This window comes from Duganella levis (assembly GCF_009857605.1).
GTDB lineage: Bacteria > Pseudomonadota > Gammaproteobacteria > Burkholderiales > Burkholderiaceae_D > Rugamonas > Rugamonas levis.
This window is the reverse complement of the sequence record NZ_WWCT01000013.1, coordinates 43,673-63,286: the sequence shown is the minus strand read 5'-3', so window position 1 is coordinate 63,286 and position 19,614 is coordinate 43,673. Positions and strand designations below refer to the sequence as shown.

General features: G+C 59.6%; 14 protein-coding genes and 1 tRNA gene. 7 read left to right on the top strand and 8 right to left on the bottom strand.

What is annotated here, in order from left to right:
• Window positions 1-132: 132 nt before the first annotated feature.
• The 5 genes from GTP69_RS16560 (at window position 133) to GTP69_RS16540 (ending at window position 6,286) form a co-directional block, all read left to right on the top strand.
• Entirely contained in the window at window positions 133-2,772 is a 2,640-nt protein-coding gene (locus tag GTP69_RS16560; protein WP_371867973.1) for a type VI secretion system Vgr family protein, read from the top strand.
• Window positions 2,769-3,584 (top strand): DUF4123 domain-containing protein, encoded by an 816-nt coding sequence (locus GTP69_RS16555; protein ID WP_161055899.1) that lies wholly within the window; start codon window positions 2,769-2,771, stop codon window positions 3,582-3,584. The genes GTP69_RS16560 and GTP69_RS16555 overlap by 4 nt, the downstream gene beginning before the upstream one ends.
• A complete protein-coding gene (locus tag GTP69_RS16550) occupies window positions 3,581-4,177 on the top strand; it encodes a DUF3304 domain-containing protein (protein ID WP_161055898.1) in 597 nt (198 codons plus the stop codon). Before GTP69_RS16555 ends, GTP69_RS16550 begins: the two co-directional genes overlap by 4 nt.
• Entirely contained in the window at window positions 4,168-5,772 is a 1,605-nt protein-coding gene (locus tag GTP69_RS16545; protein ID WP_161055897.1) for a T6SS phospholipase effector Tle1-like catalytic domain-containing protein, read from the top strand. Before GTP69_RS16550 ends, GTP69_RS16545 begins: the two co-directional genes overlap by 10 nt.
• 256 nt (window positions 5,773-6,028) lie before the next feature.
• On the top strand, window positions 6,029-6,286 hold the full coding sequence (locus GTP69_RS16540; protein WP_161055896.1) for a PAAR domain-containing protein: 258 nt from the start codon (window positions 6,029-6,031) through the stop codon (window positions 6,284-6,286).
• 24 nt (window positions 6,287-6,310) lie between these two features.
• Here the strand turns inward: GTP69_RS16540 and GTP69_RS16535 are convergent, their stop codons facing one another.
• From GTP69_RS16535 to GTP69_RS16520, 4 genes are read right to left on the bottom strand one after another with little or no spacing between them, the layout of a single operon-like run.
• Window positions 6,311-8,677 carry a beta-galactosidase gene (locus GTP69_RS16535; protein WP_161055895.1) on the bottom strand — a complete coding sequence of 789 codons (2,367 nt, stop codon included), beginning with the start codon at window positions 8,675-8,677 and terminating at the stop codon, window positions 6,311-6,313.
• Window positions 8,677-9,948 carry a DUF2264 domain-containing protein gene (locus tag GTP69_RS16530; RefSeq protein WP_161055894.1) on the bottom strand — a complete coding sequence of 424 codons (1,272 nt, stop codon included), beginning with the start codon at window positions 9,946-9,948 and terminating at the stop codon, window positions 8,677-8,679. The genes GTP69_RS16535 and GTP69_RS16530 overlap by 1 nt, the downstream gene beginning before the upstream one ends.
• A 13-nt stretch (window positions 9,949-9,961) precedes the next feature.
• Window positions 9,962-11,101, bottom strand: a complete 1,140-nt coding sequence (locus GTP69_RS16525; protein ID WP_229260986.1) for a glycoside hydrolase family 88/105 protein — start codon at window positions 11,099-11,101, stop codon at window positions 9,962-9,964.
• Window positions 11,102-13,921 carry a TonB-dependent receptor gene (locus tag GTP69_RS16520; RefSeq protein ID WP_229260985.1) on the bottom strand — a complete coding sequence of 940 codons (2,820 nt, stop codon included), beginning with the start codon at window positions 13,919-13,921 and terminating at the stop codon, window positions 11,102-11,104.
• A 410-nt stretch (window positions 13,922-14,331) separates the two neighbouring features.
• On the opposite strand from GTP69_RS16520, the gene GTP69_RS16515 reads away from it, so the two are divergent.
• On the top strand, window positions 14,332-14,997 hold the full coding sequence (locus tag GTP69_RS16515) for a penicillin-insensitive murein endopeptidase (RefSeq protein ID WP_161055892.1): 666 nt from the start codon (window positions 14,332-14,334) through the stop codon (window positions 14,995-14,997).
• A 50-nt stretch (window positions 14,998-15,047) separates the two neighbouring features.
• On the opposite strand, the gene GTP69_RS16510 is transcribed toward GTP69_RS16515, so the two are convergent.
• Window positions 15,048-15,124, bottom strand: a tRNA-Met gene (locus GTP69_RS16510).
• Between the two features lie 150 nt (window positions 15,125-15,274).
• Here GTP69_RS16510 and GTP69_RS16505 point away from each other — a divergent pair.
• Window positions 15,275-15,679, top strand: a complete 405-nt coding sequence (locus GTP69_RS16505) for a VOC family protein (protein ID WP_110845112.1) — start codon at window positions 15,275-15,277, stop codon at window positions 15,677-15,679.
• Here GTP69_RS16505 and miaA read toward each other — a convergent pair.
• Genes miaA through GTP69_RS16490 form a run of 3 tightly spaced genes read right to left on the bottom strand, consistent with a single transcriptional unit; the run spans window position 15,676 to window position 19,608 of the window.
• A complete protein-coding gene (gene miaA / locus GTP69_RS16500) occupies window positions 15,676-16,623 on the bottom strand; it encodes a tRNA (adenosine(37)-N6)-dimethylallyltransferase MiaA (RefSeq protein WP_161055891.1) in 948 nt (315 codons plus the stop codon). The genes GTP69_RS16505 and miaA overlap by 4 nt on opposite strands.
• Before the next feature lie 2 nt (window positions 16,624-16,625).
• Window positions 16,626-18,650, bottom strand: a complete 2,025-nt coding sequence (gene mutL, locus GTP69_RS16495) for a DNA mismatch repair endonuclease MutL (protein ID WP_161055890.1) — start codon at window positions 18,648-18,650, stop codon at window positions 16,626-16,628.
• A gap of 31 nt (window positions 18,651-18,681) precedes the next feature.
• Window positions 18,682-19,608 carry a peptidylprolyl isomerase gene (locus GTP69_RS16490; protein WP_110845109.1) on the bottom strand — a complete coding sequence of 309 codons (927 nt, stop codon included), beginning with the start codon at window positions 19,606-19,608 and terminating at the stop codon, window positions 18,682-18,684.
• Between the last annotated feature and the right edge of the window lie 6 nt (window positions 19,609-19,614).

Below are 19,614 nucleotides of genomic sequence, written 5' to 3'. Positions count from 1 at the left end.
GGCGGCCTGCCTGCTGTCAACGATTGCCATGGGGAAATTTTGGCGCCGGTATGAGCTAGAGTTGCTTAACATCAAAATCCCGTCTATCCAGCCTGACATCATCGGAGGCTCGCGCAGCTAACGGGAGGCAGTGTGGAGAGCGACAGCGATTTTTTCAGCTTCATGACGGCGGCTAAAGAGCTGGTCACCGACAACCGGCCATTGCGGCTGCGTCTTGATCTTCCAGGCGGCTTTAACGACGACATGCTGTTGCCGCAGCATGTGTTCGGCTCGGAAAGCATCTGTGGCGGGATTGAGTATCGCGTGCTGTGCGTGTCCGCCAATGCGCAACTGCCGCTGAAGAAGATGATCGCGGTGGCGGCCCAACTGGATTTCGTCACCGACCGTGGCGACTTGCGCAGCGTGTGCGGCATCGTCACTGAAGCCAGTTCGGGCGACAGCGACGGTGGCCTGGCCAGCTACCAGCTGGTGCTGCGCGACGCGCTGGCGATACTGGAAAAGCGCACCAACACCCGCGTGTTCCGCAATATGGACGAAGTAGAGATCGTCCAGCGCATCCTCGATGAATGGCGGCAGAAAAGCCCAGTGCTCGGCGTCTGCTTCAATCACGAGAAGGATGAGGCCTTCGACCTGCGTACCTATCCCAAGCGCGAATTCACCATGCAGCACAACGAGTCAGATGCGGCCTTTATTCGCCGCCTGCTCAGACGGCGCGGCATCGGCTGGTACATCCGCGCCGGCGAGATGATGCACACGCTGGTGTTGTTCAACAATGCCGACAGCCTGCGCCAGAACGCTTCTGGCACCATCCGCTACCACCGCGACGCCGCCACCGAAGAACGCGACACCATCACCGCCTGGAGCGCGGTGCGCAGCCTGCAACCCGGCACGGTCGCGCGGCATAGCTGGGACTATATGAATCCGCAGGGACGGGACTTCATGCTGGTGTCGACCAACAGCAGTAACAACCAAGGCGTCAACGGTAACGAGCTGGCCGCCACGCTGGACGATTATCAGATCCTGCCGCCGCATGCCGGCGACGACAACGAGGACCTATTCAACCTCGGTCAGCTGCGCATGAAGCGGCATGACTACGAATCCAAATGCTTTCACGGCGAAGGCAGCGTGCGCGATCTGTGCGCTGGTGAATACTTCACCTTGTCCGAGCACCCAGAAGTGGACCAACACGACGCTGCGGAACGCGACTTCATCGTCATCGACTTGCAGGTGACGGCACAAAACAACCTGCCGAAAGCCTTGGCCACGCGCGTGGAACGCCTGTTCGCCCGCAGCCGCTGGATGCACGGCGCTAGCGATGTGCAGATGCAGCGCGATGTGGCGGACAAAGTGGCCAGCGGCCCGTTACGCATGCACATCCAGTTCACCGCCGTGCGCCGTGGCGTGAGTATCGTCCCTGCCTTCGACCCGCGCGTGGATGTGCCACAAGCGCAAATGCAAAGCGCCATCGTGGTCGGTCCTAAAGGTGAAGAAGTCCACTGCGACCAACTAGGCCGCGTAAAAATCCGCTTTCCCGGCACCCGCCCGGAAGACCACGAAGAAGCCGCCGGCGCCGGCGCATCAGATACCACCACTGACTCCGCCTGGGTACGCGTCGCGTCCAACTGGGCCGGCAACGGCTCTGGCGCAGTCCGGCAATGCGGAACGCTTGGCTTGCCGCGGATCGGAACCGAAGTATTGGTCACGTTCCTCGGTGGCGATCCTGATAAGCCCGTTATCGTGGCCCAACTTTATAACCAGCAAGGCCAGCCAGTAGCTCTCAGCGATGGTGGCGACTTGCCGGGCAACCGTTATCTTTCCGGGATAAGAAGCCGGGAAGTCCTAGGTGCCAGCGCCAATCAACTGCGATTTGACGATACAAATGGCCAAATCAGCGCGCAACTGGCAAGCGATTACGGCGCGAGTCAACTGAATTTGGGATGGTTATCCCAATCACGAATCGAGGGTCATGGCGAACAGCGTGGGGCTGGCGCCGAATTGCGTAGCGATATGAATATAGCTGTGCGTGGCTTGCAAGGCGTTCTGGTCACCGCCGAGCCAAGCGATCACCAGAAGGGGCAGCACCTCGAACGCTCTCAACTCCTTAGTATTGCGGACGGCTTACAGAAACTTGTGTGCCAACTAGCGGAGCAGGCCGAGCTGCATGCTGGTGATAAGGCTTCCGGTAAAGACCTTTCAGAGCTAATTGGAAAGCTGAAAAATCTTGAAATTAGTGGAGCGCCTATTGTGGCTGTCAGTGGCCCCGCTGGTTTAATTTGTGGAAGCACCAGGAACATCGCCATTGGAGCCGCGACCACGGTTGATATCGTTAGTGCTAGTACGACTTCTCTGGCTGCGGGAGACAGTGCCTCATTCCGTTCGGCGCAGTCTATGAGTTTGTTCGCGAACGAAGGCGGCATAAAGTTGACGGCAGCAAGCGGGAAGGTTGATCTACAAGCTCAGGATGACCAATTGCAGTTACTGGCCCAAAAAGTGGTGGAGATCATTAGTAATACGGATTGGATCACTATAAAAGCCAAAAAAGGGGTGCGCATCAATGGTGGTGGAACAGAACTGGAACTGAGTGCTGGCGGTATTAAAGGCTACACCGCGGGAAAGCATGAGATGTACGCATCCAGCCATCAAACTTTCCCGGGTCAGAGCCGTAACGTCTCGTTCGCCGGAGACAAGGCGCTACACAAGATTTGTATCCCTTGCCTGATGATCGCCGCAGATGCTCATAGTCCCTTCGCCAAGTCCGGAGCTGGAACATGAGTCGCTCATATATTCTTATTGATACCACTCTGGTTGGCTACCCGGACGACAAGCCATGGATAAAGAAGCGCCGCAAGCCAACCTGGGTTGCCGCGGTTTATGGGCGAGATGCCATAGTCGTCAGTCCGATTCTGATCGATGTTGAACGCGCATGGCACTGCAATCGAATCGATGCGGTGATGGCGCTTGTTAATGCAGCTTCTCCGAAATTGGGAATTTCATTTATCGAGACAGAGTTAGCGTTGACTGAAGTGCTGCTTCACCTCCGTCAATTTATTTATATCCAAACAGAAGAAGGCATTGAGCTAACGTTGCGGTTTGCCGACTGCATGGTGTTATCAAATCTCGCCGCCCTCCTGACCAGAGAACAATGGACCGCGCTTGTAGCACCATTTGAAAGCTGGAAAATCCATGCCCGTGATGGAAATTTAAAATCACTGCCCATTCGAAAAGCCGAATCGGCATCGAGGATTCCCTTATTGTTAAGCGATATCCAGATGAGTGCTCTTAGAGATGCTTTCGGCGCTGACCAGTTGCTGGCAAACTTGCGTAAGATGCGGCCGGAACGCGAATCCGAATACTCAACCATGCAGGCTCATCAATATGCCGAACAAACGCGTCAGATATGGCTGTCCGCAGGACATGAAGAAAATACAGATCTCTTGCTGTTTGCTCGCGACGTTTTTGAGACTGAGGGGCGTCTTCTACTTCATCCTGGCTTGAAGCCGGTTCTTGAACAATCTGATCCCATTCTGCGGCGCAAGGACTTACATCGTTTGGCAAGTCATTATTGTGGCGGAATCAAGCGATGAGAAAGAACGTACAGCGATTGCTTCTTGCTTGCACTCTCGGCATAGCCCTTGCGGTCGGATACGTTTCATTTTTCCTGTCCGCTGAAGAGGACGACTACGTAGGAACGGTATTGATTGGAGTGCACCATCTGGGGACAGATTACCTTGTACCAGAATTTTATGTTAACAAATACGGCGGTACAGGCGTGCAACGCGAAGGGGGCGGTAGCGGGGAAATTTGTTGCATCATGATTCCGAGGCGTTGGCGACCGGGGCTTATGGTTGAGGTCCGGTGGAGCGTGGAGGACTGGTCACACGCAGATTATGCCGAAATCCAAGCTGGAAACTATCGAAGCGTTAAGAAAAAAGGCTTGTATTTCGCGAAGGTGCCTGTAGAAAAATACAAGGAAGCATATAGCCTATATGTCCATTTCTTTCCCCAGGGGAGGGTTCGAGTGTTGACCACTCCTTACTCAGTTGTCAGCCCCAATCACCCTGTGCCATATGGACTGACTGAAGGAGGCGCATCGGCGACGGCAGGATCGCCTATTAGTGAAATGTTTACGCAAGCTGAGAAGAAGTATATGGACCGTTGGAGGAACACATGGAAATGACGCAGTCAAACGGCAAATTCAGAGCGACGCGAACTGCTCCGGTGGACTATCTGAGGCCTTCCAAGCCTCCTCAGTACGCTAACGCGTCGGCATGCGAAATCACGATACAAATAGGTATTTTTTTTGATGGAACAGGCAACAGCCTTTATCTACACAAGGACAAGAAAGGTCACTCTAATGTGGCGCGGCTTTACGAAGCCTACCCCCATATCCCTGAAAAAGGAACCCATGCTGTATACATTCCAGGTTTGGGTAAGCCATTTGCGTTGATTAATGAAACAACAGAAAGTGTCTTGGGAAGCGCTTTCGCCAGTGGCGGGGACTCCCGCATCATGGTTGCGCTACTACGCGTTTTTAATGCGTTGCATAGAGGTCTTTTTAGCACCGAACTGTTCTCAGCAGCGATGATCACGGCGCTATGCACTAGTAGCCCATCCAAGGCTGATAAGAAGCTGCTCAAAAGTGTGGGCATCGATGGCAGTCTAGTAGCTGATTCCGGCGCGATGAGAGCGCCATTCCTGAGTGTCTGTATAAATAGTATTAAAGCTCGAATGAAGACTAATCGGTCGGCGAAGGTTTGTGAATGCGTTTTGGACATATTCGGCTTTTCTCGTGGAGCGACGGAGGCTCGGGTATTTTGCCATTGGCTAAATGATTTGTTGACTCGGACTGGGTTGGCTGACGTTCCTTGCCGCTTTCGTTTTTTAGGATTGATGGATACCGTGGCATCGGTTGGCATATGGGAGGGAGTTAAAAATGATCAACTACGTTCTACAGGTGGTCACTCTAATTGGGCTACCCCAGAGGTCATGCGGATTCTTCCCAACATAGAAAATTGTGTTCATTTAATTGCAGTGCATGAGTTACGCAAGAATTTTCCATTAGACACGGTCTTGTTTAATCGCGAACTCCCTCAGAATTGCCTTGAGTTCGCTTATCCGGGGTCACACAGCGACGTTGGAGGAGGATACGAGCCAGGAGAGCTTGGGGTCGCTGTCGACGATTCGCTAAAACTTTCTCAGATTCCTCTAAATCATCTCTACGATTGCGCTCTTGCTGCAGGGGTGCCGCTATCAAAAGGGCGTGGTACTGCGGACTTTGCAATTCACGCCGATTTGCTAACGGCATTTGAGCAATTTATTGATGTATCTACAGAAGCTCCGAGGTCATTGAGTGATTGGATGCTGCCTTATCTGGTATGGCGCTGGCAGGTAAGGAAGGAATTTGAGAGGAGTGGACAGGTGAGGAAAGCAAATCCGGCTCATCGCCGCCATCTGATTGCGTCAAATCGACAGTTTTGTGCCGCCGATGAGGAGCTTCAAATGAGTTCGACATTATCGTCCAAGGTCCTGAAAAAGCAACGGCCTTATGATCGTGATGGAACTCAGGCTGTAGTATTCGTTCTAGAGCCTGAAGCTCCCGAACTGAGGGCGAGGGTGACGGCTCAACCTAAGATATCCCCTTTATTGGCGACATTCTTTGACAATTTTGTGCACGACTCTCTGGCCGGCTTTCGCGAACAACTTGTCGAACCAACTGGATATTGGCGCTACCGCAGACTATTTCGTGGGTCCGAAATCCCCTATACCGGCTAGCAGAGCTATGGTACGTATGAAGATCATGATGGAGAGTTGCGAACGATTAGTTAAATGCTCGAATCAACAACCGATTGGCGATATGCCGGTCGGGTGGGCCGCTACGTCACAGGCGCACAAAACGCAAACGTATCCCTTGGACCCACGCAGCAAGACGCCGAACTGGCACGGCGAGGAAGATAGCTTTAAGAACGCCGAGCTTTGGCGCGCAGAGATCGCTCCTGGTAACTAAATGAGAAGCGTAACGGAGTACCGCATGAAAAACAGTCAGGATAAGGGCGTCATTCGTCTAGGTGACTCAACGTCGCACGGTGGCAAAGTGATTTCTGCGGCCAATGATTTCAAAGCGCTTGGCAAGTCGATAGCTGTCGATGGTGACATGACTGTCTGCCCGCAATGTAAAGGCAACTTTCCGATACAGGTTGCGTCCAGCGATCGGCATCACCACGGCAAAGCTGTTGCTTACGATGGCGACAAGGCTGCGTGCGGAGCTAAGTTGATCTCCTCAATCTGAGTCCAGCCTTGTCACCAATCGGCGTCAGTTTTCCTTGACCAGATGGTCGCCGACATATGCGCGATAGTGCTTGATGCGGCCGGTGATGCCTTCCGGGCCTTGGCGCGGGGTGTAGCGCAGGCCGGCGATGGTGGCTTCGGCGCCCAGGTCGATGATCAGGCGGTGCGGGTGCTTACTGCTTGGCGCCGTCGCTGCCTTGCCGCTGTAGGCGGTGTGCCAGAAGTCGGAGGCCTGGCCATTGATGGCGTTGAGGGCGCCGCCGTCTTCTTTGGTGGCTTCCTCGCTGCTGGCGTAGACGATGGTCCAATTGGACTGGTTGAGCGTTTTGCCATCGACACCCAGCAGCGACAGTTCGGCCACGGCGGCGTACTGTTTGCCGTCGAACGCATCCAGCGACTCAAGGCAGAACTGGCGGCCTTTGAGCGGCTGCGCAAATTTCACGTCCTGCACCGCCGAGCCTTGTGCGAATTCGCCTTCGTGCGCTGGCTTGACGCCGTCCAGCGCCGGCTTTACTTTGCTTGGTGGACGCGCCAGGTCCAGTTCCGGCCGCAGCTTGTCGAGAATCGGCATGGTCAGGCCTTCGATGCGCGCGCTGCGTGGGCCGGTCAGGTCCAGCACTACGACTTCGTTGTGGCCTTGCTTCATCCACGGGCCGGGCAGGTACATGGTTTGCGTCGGACCGATGCTCCAGTAACGGCCAAGGCAGCGGCCATTCACCCACACGATGCCCTGGCCCCAACCGGACAGGTCGAGGAAGGTGTCGCCGCTTTGCGTGACGTCGAAACCACCGCGCCAGAAGGCGGCGCCCTGTGCGCGGCCGGTCTTCCACGTCAGCGGTGGCAGCACGGCGTCGGCGTCAAAGTCGATGGCGCGGATGTCCCAGTTTTCCAGCGGCTGGCCGTTGAGCAGCACCGGCCCATGCAGGCCTTTACGGTCGTGGATTTCGACGCCGAAGTTGACGCGGGCGATGGTGTACAGCAGGATCTCCAGCGTCGCCGGTTTGCTGCGCGCCGGCAGGTCGACGCTGAAGCGGCGGTAGCGCGTGTCCATCGTGCCGATTTGTTTGCCGTCGATGCTGACCCAGGCCAGGTCGCGCACCTTTGCCGCTTCCAGCTTTCCGGCCGGGCCGGCGGGCAGCGTGACGCGGTAGGAGACCAGGCCGCGGCTGATGTCGTACTGTTCGATCGGCTGCGGCGAGGCCACGCTGAGTGTCTTGGCCGGCAGCGCGGCGGCCACAGTGCAGGACTCCTTGAACGCAAACGGTTTGATGGCGATGACCGGATTTTTCGGGGGAGGCGGCGGCAGTGTTTCGCCCGCTGGCAGGAAGGGTTTGATGCCGTCGCGGTAGGCCTGGAATTTTTCACCGGTCCATCCGGCTTCGCTGATCGGCGCGTCATAGTCGTAGCTGCTGGTGTCGGGACGGAAGGGCCGGTCGCAGCCGCCCCACAGGCCGAAGCTGGTGCCGCCGTGCGCCATGTACAGGCTGAAGGAGCCGTTGGCCTTCAACATGATCTGGATGTCGGCCACGGCGCCGTTGGCGGAGCCGCGACGGTGCGGCGCACCCCAGGTGTCAAACCAGCCGGAGTAGTATTCGCCGCACATGCGCGGGCCTTTCTGCACCTGGTCCAGCGCCTTGAAGCCGGTCTGCGGATCGCTGCCGAAATTGACGACGTTGAACAAGCCGTCAATGTGCGACTTGACCACCGCGTTGGTCGGATTGCACTGGAATAGCGGCACGTCGAAGCCAGCATCTTGCAGCATGCTTTTCATGTCGCGCATGTAGTCCAGGTCTTCGCCGAAGAAGCCGTATTCGTTTTCGACCTGCACCATCAGTATCGGCCCGCCGTGCGTGATCTGCTGCGGTCCGAGGATGCGGCCGACTTCTTTCATGTAGCGGCGCGCCGGCTGCACGAAGTTGGCGTCGCGCGTGCGCAGGAAGGCGTCGCCGGGTTTCTTCAGCAGCCACCATGGCAGGCCGCCCATTTCCCACTCGGCGCAGGCGTAGGGGCCGGGACGCAGGATGACCCACAGGCCTTCCTGCTGCGCGAGCTTGCAGAATTCAGCGGCGTCGCGCTGTCCTTGCCAGTCGTAGCGGCCTTCGCGCCACTCATGGTAATTCCAGAACAGGTAGGCGCAGACGGTGTTGAGGCCCATGGCCTTGATGGCTTTCAGGCGGTGCTGCCAGTATTCGCGCGGCACGCGGGCGAAGTGCATTTCACCGCAGCGGATTTGCAGGCGCTGGCCGTCCAGCATGAAGTCGGTGTCGCTGATGGTGAAGCGGGCGGCGGCTTGCGCGGACAGCGGCAGTATCAGGCTGCCCATCGTGGTTGCTGCTGCGGCGGCACTGGCGCCGCGCAACATGGTGCGGCGGGAGGTGGACTTGATCGTCATTAGTAGTTTACCGGGTAGTCTTTAGGGAAGCGGGCACCAGAGAAGGCTTTCTTCTGTGTCCAGTCTTGCGCGGGCGAAGTCCAGTAACTGTCGTTCGGCGGCAGGCCGAGTGGCAGCAGGCTGGCGGATGCGATGTACATGCTGCCGTTGTTGGAGTACCAGTCGCCCAGCTCCGGTTGATGGCCTACGAAGCCGATGGTGAGATAGCCTTCCTTGCTGAAATTGGACGGCGCCGACCACACGGCTTTGTGCACCGCTTGCAGTGCGGCGCGGATCTGGCCTTCGGGCAGGCTTTGCGGCAGCTGCTTGCGCAGCGCCAGCAGTGCCAGTGGCTGGAAGGCGGCGGTGCGGTAGGTGAGCGACCGGCCGATCGGCGGGAAGCTGCCGTCGGTGGAGATGAAGCGCTCCAGGTGTTCGCTGTAGCGCTGCATGCGTTTGATGGCTTGCGCGCGCAGCTCTTCCGGTTTGCCGTTCCAGAACGCGCCTTTTTTCGCATCCAGCACGTCGAGGATTTCGACCAGCATCGGGTGCATGACGAAGGCGTTGTAGTAGTCGAAGTGGAAGGCGTCACCGTCCTTGATCCAGCCGTCGCCGAAGTACCATTCGTTGATTTTTCGGATGGCGACGTTCATCCGCAGCGGGTCGAATTCTTCGCCGATGGACATCAGCCAGGCTTCGTTCATGGCGGCGAACAGCATCCAGTTGATGTACGGCGGTTCGATACGGCGCAGGGATTTGATTTCGGTGATGATGCGCTGCTTGGTTTTGGCGTCCAGCGGTTCCCACAGCGCTTGCGGCGCGCGGATCAGGGCATTGGTGAAGTAGGCGGAATCGACCAGCGTTTGGCCGGGGCCTTGCCACAGCAGGTAGTCTGGATTGGATGGATCGACCGAGTTGGTATAGCTTTGCAGCGCGAGTTGTTGCAGGCGCTTGCGGGTGCGGCCCTCGGGCGTGCCATCGTCGGCGAGGGCCAGCCATGGCGCGATGCCGGCGATCAGCCGGCCGAAGCATTCGAGGTAGGCCACGCCTTTGTCGCGGCCATCCCAGGTGGGACTGACTTCGAGGGCGAAGTTTTTCTTCAGCGTGCCGGCCGCCATATTGGTCAGCACTGGTTCGGACATTTTCTGCGCGAGTGTGGCGAGTTGTGTGCGGGCTGCGGCACCGCTGGTGTCGGCGCTCGTGGTGGCCAAAGTGGCTGCCGTGGCTTGCGCGCTGGCGATGCCGCCGCCCGCCGTCGCTGCGAGGGTCTGGATAAAGTGTCGTCGTTGCATTCAGTCTCCGTTGTTATTGACGCAGCAGGCGCACCAGCTCCGAGGACGCCAGCAGGTAGGCGCCAACGCCGAACGCCGTGGTCGAATTCTGGTCCACCACCTGACCCGGTATGGCGCGGTCGCCGATGGGCTGCACGTAGCCGATTTTCCCGTCCGCTTGCAGCGCGGTCTTGCTCAGGTAGCGCCAGCCTTTGCGCACCACCGGCAGATACTCGTCGCGCTCCAGCAGGCCGTTATTGATGCCCCATAGGTAGCCGTAGACGAAGAAGGCGGTGCCGCTGGTTTCAGGTCCGGGTGCGTGCTGCGGATCGAGCAGGCTGCGGGTCCAGTAGCCGTCGTCGGTCTGGGCTTTCTTCAGTGCCTGCGCCATGCCTTTGAATTTGGCGATGTAGTCGGCGCGATAAGGATCATCTTTCGGCAGATCCTTGAGTACCTTGGCCAGGCCGGCGAATACCCAGCCATCGCCGCGCGACCAGAAGTCCTTCTTGCCGTTGACGCTTTGATGTTTGGGATAGACGTAGCGTGCATCGCGGTAGTACAGCTGCGCGTCGCTGTCGTACATGATGCTGTTCGAGTATTCAAAATACTCGTGTAGCTTGTCGAGATACTGGCGATTGCCGGTGATTGCATACAGCTTGGTCATCACCGGCATCACCATGTACAAGCCATCCGACCACCACCAGTAATCCTTGTTCGGAGTACTCATCTGGTACTCCATCACTTCGCGCGCGCGGGCGATTTTCTTTGGATCGGGATCGAGCTTGTACAAATCCGCGTAGGTCTGGAAGCAGATCTGCCAGTCGCCGAACATCACATGATCGTCGGTCTCGCCGTACTGGTATTTCCATGTGGCCTTGTCGGTGGACTTGGCGCCCTGCCAGTTGTTATGCGCCGCCCAGTCTTCCGAATATTTGCGCCATGCTGGATTGCCGGTGATCTGGTACGCCTCCATATTCCCCGTGTGATAGGCGGCGATGTCCCAGAAGGCCCACTTCTGCGGCGTTTCGCGCTGCTGCCAGTAGCCATTGACCTTGTTGATAATGCCGATCACTTCCTGTTCGGACGTGTCGACCGCCGGCGGCGCTGAAGCGCAGCCGGCCAATACGGTCACGCTGGCCACCAGCAGGCCAGCGGCGTAGAGTCGTTTCATCATTTAGAGTTTTCCCCGGATGCCGAATTTGATCGTGCGGCCATCATACTTCGCATAGTCCATGCGAGTCTTCTTGCCGCTGCCGTATTTGCCGCTGGCGTCTTCAAAGTAATCGTAGGCCAGCGTGTTGCTCAGGTTGAGCGCATCGATACGAAATTCGAGATTCTCGTTGATCTTGTAGCTGATGTTGGCGTCGAGGTAGCCGCGTCCTGCGCGCCAACGGATCAAATCATCGCCCAGGTTGCGCGGGTTGTCCGGGTGTAGCGACTTGTCCTTGTAGTTGTAGGACAGGCGCGCCGCCCATGGCCCTTGTTCGTAGTAGACCGTAGTGCTGTAGGCGTACTTCGGTACCGAGTTGACGTCGATGACTTTGCCCGCGTTGGTAATCCACGGCGTGCTGTTGAAGGGATTGATGTGGGTGTAGCTGGCGATGGCGCCCATGCCGCTCCACGGCGCCGGCAGGAAGTTGAAGGCTTGCTGGTAAGCCAGCTCGTAGCCCTTCAACGTTTGTTCGCCGGCGTTGGTGTAGGTGCGCAGCGTCATTGCCAGGTTGGGATCGACGTGGCCATTCGCGTCCTGGAACAGCGGACCCAGTGCGGTATCCGGCAGGCCGAGCGAGGAGAACGGTACCACGGTGGTGTTGGCGACCGTGGCGTCGGTCAGCTTCTTCTGGAACACGGCGGCCGACAGCAGGCTGCCTGGCTTGAAGTACCATTCCAGGCTGGTGTCCAGGTTCTTCGATTGCTGCGGGCGCAGGCTCGGATTGCCGGAGGTGGCCGAGTTATCGAACTGGTTTGGGATCACCGTCTGTGCGGCGATGATCGACAGCGACGCGCGCGTGATGGTCTTGCCCCACGAGGCGCGCCACATCAAATCATCGGTCAGGTCGAACGCGCTGCTGAAAGCCGGAAGCACATTGCTGTACGAGCCTTGTTCGTGATTCGGCGAGTAGACCAGGCCCGCACCTTTTTGCTTGAAGTTGTCGATGTCGGTTTCGGTCTTGGAAAAGCGCACGCCGGCATTGAAGCGCAATTCGTGGCCGCCGATGTCGCCCTTGAAATCGGACTGCACGAAGGCCGTCTTCACATCCTCTTCCGCCGCAAAGCTTTGCGATGGCGTGAAGGTGGACTCCGGGTTGTACACATTGGGATCGAACTGCGAGTAGAAGTAGTTGCTGTTCCACGTCGCCCAGCTATGCGGCCAGCCGGCGCCGAAGTCGAGGTTATTGATCGGCAGTTGCGACGTCATCGCGCTGCGCAAGCCGGCCGCGCCGATGCTGTTCAGGTGCGCGGTGGCCAGCGCAGTGCCGTTACGCTTGTTGACGCCCTTGATGGTGGCGACGTAGGTCAGGCCTGTTTTCAGGTGGCCGGTCCAGCCGCCTGGCAGGTCGTAGTCATAGTCGGCGGCCACGCGCGCCTGCTTGCCCTTGTCGGTTTCCTTGGTCCAGCCGGTGCCGATGGTGAAGCCGCTCCAGCTATTCGGATCGGTGTAGCTGGTCGGCGAGGAGATCGATGGGTAGACGTGATCGCTGCCGTAATCGATGGTCGAGGTGGCGCCGTAGATGTAGCCTGACAGCTGGCCGGTGGCGCTGGTGGCGGTGCTTTGATTCAGGCTGGCCTGGCCGCTCAGCGTCAGCTTGGGACTGGCCTTCCAGCTGGCGTTCAATGCGCCGTAGCCGAATTTGGTGTCGTCCTTGGTGTAGGCGGCGCCGGCGTTGTAGGTGGTGTTGCCGAAGGTGCCGGTCAGCAGATTGGTGCCCGGGTCGATGTGGACGTCGAGCGGTATCAGGCCGTTGTTGCCGCTGGCGCCGACCGGCGCGTTGCGGTTGGTGGTGGCGGTGCTGCGCACCAGGATGCCGAACAGCTGTTCCGCGCGCGTGTTCTCCAGCTTCGAGTACAGGGTGTCGAAGCTGACGTTGAGCGTGGACGTTTTCCACTGCAGCGACGACACCAGGCCGTCGCGCGTGCGCTCGTTCTGCGAGCCGTAGAACCGGTAGATGCGCGGCAGCAGGGCTTGCGCCACCTGGTCGCGCGTGTAGCCACCGAGGTTGGCCAGCGGGCTGTCGAAGTCCAGTGCGAGGGCGAAGTTGCCCTTGACCGGATTCTGGCTGCCGTTGAAGGAGCTGTTGTAGCCGCCGGTGGCTTCGAAGCCGGAGCGGGTGTTGATGCTGCCGCTGTGCGAAGCGCCGATCAGGAAGCCTAGATTGTCCCAGGTGTTTGAGTACAGCACAAAGCCATTCGGGTCATTGTGCTTGGAGCTGGTGTTGTAGGTGTCGGTCAGGCCGTAGCGGATGGTGCGCTTGGGATTGTCGAAGGGGCGGGGCGTTTGCAGGTCGACGATGCCACCGAGGCCGCCCTCGGTCAGTTCGGCCAGCGGCGATTTGTAGAAGTCGACGCGGCCAAATAATTCAGACGCGAAGACGTCGTAGTTGAAGCCGCGCGCCGCCGAGCCGATGGTGGCGGTGGAGGTGGTGTTGACCGGCGCGCCGTTCAGCGTGGTGACCGAGTATTCGGTAGGCAGGCCGCGGATCGAGATGCGCTGGCCTTCGCCGGACGATTCGTCGCGGTTGAGGATCACGCCGGGCACGCGTTGCAGCGATTCGGCCACGTTCGCCTCGGGGAATTTGCCGATGTCTTCGGCGACGATGGAATCGCGCACGCCGATCGCCTGCTGCTTCAGATTAAGCGCTTTCTGAAGGCTGGAGCGGAAGCCGGTGACGACCACGGTGGTGCCGGGATCTTCGGTAGCGGCCGGCGGTTCTGCTTGTGTTGCCTGGGCCGAAGCCGCAGGCGCATACATGGCCGCCAGAGCGAGCGGAACCATGGTCTCCATTATTTTCTTTTTCATGTCTTCCTCAGTCGGTTAGTTCTGGGAGGGTGCAGGTTGTCTGATGACCTGTCACAGTCAAGACTAGCCATTTCGGCAAGCATGGGCAACACGCCTGGGAAAACGTTTTATTGCAGTGCGGCAGAGGCGCGGCGAGGGCGATTTCGCTATGAAATCGGGTGATTTTGGTGGTGTGGTTAGCTTGGAAAACGTGGCGATGGGCAGTTTTATACGCTCAGGTATGCCGACATCGTATAGGCCGATGCAAATTTCCCATACGTCGATGTGGGGAAAAACCGACGCGCCATTTCACAGTAGCGTCGGCGCCGGAGAGACCGCTTGCGCGCGGTCAGCTTGATCTCGCGCAGGCGTGTTACAACAGGGATCGCTCTGAGAAAGGATGCGCTATGCGTCGTTGGCTGGTTTGCTTTTTAATTGCACTTCCGTCTATCGGACTTGGTAGCACCTGTTATGGCACGGTCGCGGATGGCCGACTGGAGCAGGGTGTACAACTGTCAAAAGACGGCCCTAACTTTGCTGCTTACAGTACGCTAGGCGTGCAACTGGGCCGAACCTATGTCCATGATGCTGTGCGTGACGTGGTGGTGGCGACGTATCGCACACTGGAGCAGGCAGCGCCTGGCAAGACCTTCGTCTATGGCGAGACCGGCCTCGCGCAAGGCGGACCGATCCGGCCGCACAAAACGCATCAGGCCGGATTGTCGGTGGACTTCATGGTGCCGGTGCTGAACGCCGCTGCTGCATCGGTGCCGCTGCCGGGCAATGTCACCAACAAGTTCGGCTACGGCATTGAGTTCGACAAGGCCGGCAGGTTTGAGGATCTGCGAATTGACTACGAGGCAATGGCCGAGCACCTGTACCAGCTATCCCGCACCGCCGATTTGCACAAGATCGGCATCACCCGCGTGATCTTCGATCCTGTTCTGACGCCGCCCCTGTTTGCCACCAGACGCGGCGCGTATCTGCGCCAGCATCTGCACTTCATGAAGGAACGGCCATGGATACGGCACGACGAGCACTATCACGTGGATTTCGCGGTGGCGTGCCGGTAAAAACAAAAAAGCCGTAAATCATTTAGTATGATTTACGGCTTTCGGAATCTTGGTGGTGATAGGTGGACTTGAACCACCGACCCCAGCATTATGAATGCTGTGCTCTAACCAACTGAGCTATATCACCTGCAACGCGAAGCATTATCGGGGATGGCGCCCGAACTGTCAAGAACGCCCCAAAACTTTTTTGAAAAAAATGCCCGTTATCGTGTGGCGGTCGTCAAAACGTTGGCATATTGGTATTCTGACCGCATAACCATTTTCCAATGGAGACGATATGGCCACCAATATCTTCATCAACCTGCCGGTGCGGGATCTGCAGAAGTCGATCCAGTTCTTCACCCATCTGGGCTACAGCTTCAACCTGCATTACACGGATGACTCCGCCACCTGCATGATCGTGGACGAGAATATCTTTGTGATGCTGCTGACCGAAACCCGCTTCAAGGAGTTTACGCCGAAGCCTATCAGCGACGCGCACACTTCAACCGAGGTGCTGGTGTGTTTGCAGATGGAGTCGCGCGAGGCGGTGACGGCGCTGGTCAACAAGGCCATCGAGGCCGGCGGCAGCGCCTACAAGGAGCCGCAGGACCATGGCTTCATGTATGGCCACGGCTACCAGGATCTGGACGGCCACTTGTGGGAACTGGTCTACATGAGCGGCGAGCCGCCCAAGACTTAACCCAGACGGTCGGCGATCTGCTCCAGCATGGTGCTGGCCGGGTCCGGCGCCAGGCAGTCGAGCACCACGCGATCCGGCATTGAGCGCAGCCAGGTCAGTTGGCGCTTGGCCAATTGGCGCGTGGCGATGATGCCGGTTTCGCGCATGGTCGGATAGTCAATTGTGCCATCCAGGTATTCCCACGCCTGGCGGTAGCCCACGCAGCGGATCGACGGCAGGCCCAGATGCAGGTCGCCGCGCCGGCGCAGGGTTTCCACTTCGGTGATCAGGTTACCGTGCGGGGTCTCTTCCAACATGATGTCGAAGCGGCGCGCAATGCGCTGATGTAGTACCGCGCGGTCCGACGGCTCCAGCGCAAACGACAGCAGATCAAACGGCAGTTCGGTTTTCTCGCGCAGCGCCAGCAGCTCGGACATCGGCTTGCCGCTCAGCGCATGGATTTCCAGCGCGCGCTGGATGCGTTGCGAATCAGCCGGCGCCAGGCGCGCGGCGGTCTCCGGATCGACAGCGGCCAGGCGCGCGTGCATGGCGGGCCAGCCGATGCGGGCTGCTTCCTCATCCAGCGCGGCGCGCACGGCGGGATCTGCGCCCGGCAAATCGTCCAGGCCATCAGCCAGGCCTTTGAAGTACAGCATGGTGCCGCCCACCAGCAGCGGCAGTTTGCCGCGCGCGCTGATGTCGTCCACCAGCCGCAGTGTGTCCTTGCGAAACTGCGCTACCGAATACGAATCCAGCGGATCGAGGATGTCGATCAGGTGATGCGGTGCGGCGGCCAGTTCTTCCCTGGTCGGCTTGGCGGTGCCGATGTCCATGCCTTTGTAGACCAGCGCAGAATCGACGGAGATGATTTCGGACGGGATGCGTGCTGCAATCGCCAGCGCGGAGGCGGTCTTGCCCGACGCCGTCGGCCCCATGATGGCGACGGCCAGTGGTTTGGTGTTCATGATTATTGACCGCGCAGGAAGAGCTTATCGAGTGCGCCGATTTCCACCTGCACCCAGGTCGGACGACCGTGGTTGCACTGGTCGGCGCGTTCGGTGATTTCCATCTGGCGCAGCAGGGCGTTCATCTCTTGCAGCGACAGGATGCGGTTGGCGCGTACCGCCGTGTGGCAGGCGAGGGTGCCGAGCAGTTCGTTCTGGCGTTCGATCAGCACGCGGGAGCCGCCGAATTCGCGCACGTCGCGCAGCACGTCGCGCGCCAGCGTCTGGGCGTCGGCGTTCTTCAGCAGCACCGGCACCGAGCGTACCGCCAGCGTGGTCGGCGACAGCACGGCGATGTCGAAGCCCAGTGTCTGCAAGGTCTCCTGGTGTTCTTCGGCGGTGCCGACTTCCACCGCGTCGGCGTAGAAGGTGATCGGGATCAGCAGCGGCTGCACCTGCATTTCTTCGCCGGCCACGCGGCTATCCAGCGCGTTTTTCAGTTGCTCGTACAGGATGCGTTCGTGCGCGGCGTGCATGTCGACCAGCACCAGGCCTTTGACGTTCTGCGCCAGGATGTAGATGCCGTGAAGCTGCGCCAGTGCGAAACCGAGGGGGAATTCTTCCTGCGCCATGGCGGCGGCGGAGACAGTGAAGGAGCTGGTTTGCGGCAGCGTCATGTCGGCGGCACGGTCGCCGGCAGGGCGGTCGCTGTCGCGGAACATGGCGCCGTATCGTTCGGTGCTTTGGGCGACGCCGCCGCCGGCGCCGAAGCGTGGGCCGGCGTAGTTGCCGCCAAAACCGCCGCCAGCAGGCGCGCCGCCGTAGCCATCTCCGGCGCCGAAGCCGCTGCCCGCGCTGCCGCCGGCTGCCGCATCGACTTCCGTACCGCGCGCGCCGAATGGCGATGGCGAGAACGTCGGTGCGTAATCAGGCGCCAGCAATGGGCCGAACGAGGTCTGCTCGCCGCGCCACATCGGCGTGGTGCTCAGGCTATCGGCCGCCGGCAAAGGCGACGGCACGCTGCCGTGCGCGGTGGCCGAGGTCTGCGCCAGCGCGCGCTGCACCGCGTGGAAGACGCATTGATGCACTGCGCGGCCATCGCGGAAGCGCACTTCGATTTTCGACGGGTGAACGTTGACGTCCACCAGCGACGGATCCATGTCCAGCGACAGCACGTACGACGGGAAGCGGTCGCCGTGCAGTACATCCTGGTAAGCCGCTTTCACCGCATGCACCAGCACCTTGTCGCGCACGAAGCGGCCGTTCACGTAGAAGAACTGGCCGTCGGCACGTGCCTTGGAGGCGGTTGGCAAACCGATGTAGCCGTGCAAGCGCAAAGGGCCGATGGTTTCGTCAACCGGCAGGCGCGCTTCGGCAAAGCCGTCGCCGAGAATCTGCGCGCTGCGGCGGGCGATTTCGCTGACGTTCCAGTGATCGACGGTGCGGCCGTTGTGGGTCAGCGAGAACGAGACGTCGGGCCGCGCCAGCGCGATGCGGCGCACGACTTCGGCGCAATGACCAAATTCGGTCTGCTCGGACTTGAGGAATTTGCGGCGCGCCGGCGTGTTGTAGTACAGGTCTTTGACGTCGATGGTGGTGCCCAGCGCGCCGGACGATGGCGTTGGCGTGGCGTTGTGCGAGCCGGCGATTTCCCACGCGTGGGCGACATCGGCGGTGCGCGAGGTGATGGTCACTTGCGCTACCGATGCGATGGAGGCCAGCGCTTCGCCACGGAAGCCGAGGGTGCCGACGTTTTCCAGATCGTCCAGCGAGGCGATCTTGGAGGTGGCGTGGCGCGCCAATGCCAGCGGCATTTGCTCGGGCGGGATGCCGCGGCCGTTGTCGGTGATGCAGATGCGTTTGACCCCGCCTTCTTCCAGGCGCACGGCGATCAGCGTGCCGCCGGCGTCCAGCGCGTTTTCCAGTAGCTCTTTGACCACGGCTGACGGACGTTCCACCACCTCGCCGGCGGCGATCTGGGAAATCAGCTGGTCAGGCAGGGCCAGGATGGGGCGTGGGGGGCGGGGGACGTTATCGGGCGCGTTCATCACCAGATTATAACTTGTCCCCCGTTTGGGCTTACTGCTTTGGACGTTCGCGCACCGGGATGGCGGCGTTGCACAGTTCCAGATAGTTGGCGGCGTATTTGTTCCACGGGCCGCCACGGTTGCGTTGCGCTTCCAGCACCTGCTCGTAGATCGGCGCTTCGCTGCGCATCACTTCAAAGTGGCTGCGCTCCGCTTCCGGCACGTCCGCTTCCAGCCGCACCGAGACGATCGGCATGCGCGGCTCGTTCGGGCCGTAGAAGCCCAGCGCTTCGCTGCCGCGCGGCAGGGTGGTCAGCAACGGCATGCCCGAGATTACGCGACCCAGCAGCGTGATATTGCGGTCCAGATGACGCGGCGCATGGCCGGTGATCGCATACAGCTCCGAACCGCTGCCGCTGTCGGTATCGTTGTCGCGGCCCACGCCCACCATGCCGTAGCAGTGCGCCAGCCAGGTGGTCTTGGCTTTCGGATCGCGTCCCACCGGGAAGCCGTTGGAGTGGCCGATCTGCGGCGCGTAGCCATCCGCATCCTTTTGCAGCACGAAGTGCTTGTCGTTCGCCAGCGGCGCGGTGAACTCGCCCGGCACCTTGGCCTTGGCCGTGCCCAGCGACTTCGGTTTGGTCTCGGCATTCGGATCGCCCCACTGCGCCACGTAGTTATCCTGCGAACGGATCACCGCCAGTCCATCGAAGTAGTGTTCCTTGACCATGGTCTTGATATTGGCCACGCCCAGCGGCGCGAAGTCCGGCGCCAGTTCGATGACCACGCGGCCGGTCGGCAGATCCATATACAGCGTGTTGGCCGGATCGGTCGGCCGCCAGTCGGCCGGCTTGGACGTCTTGATGATGTCGCCGGCGCTCGGGCGCTCCGGCAGATCGGCGGCGACGGCGCTGGCAGCGCCGAGGCCCAACGCCAGTGCTGGCAGGGATAAAACACGTAAAGTGCGGAACAAAGCCATCCAAAT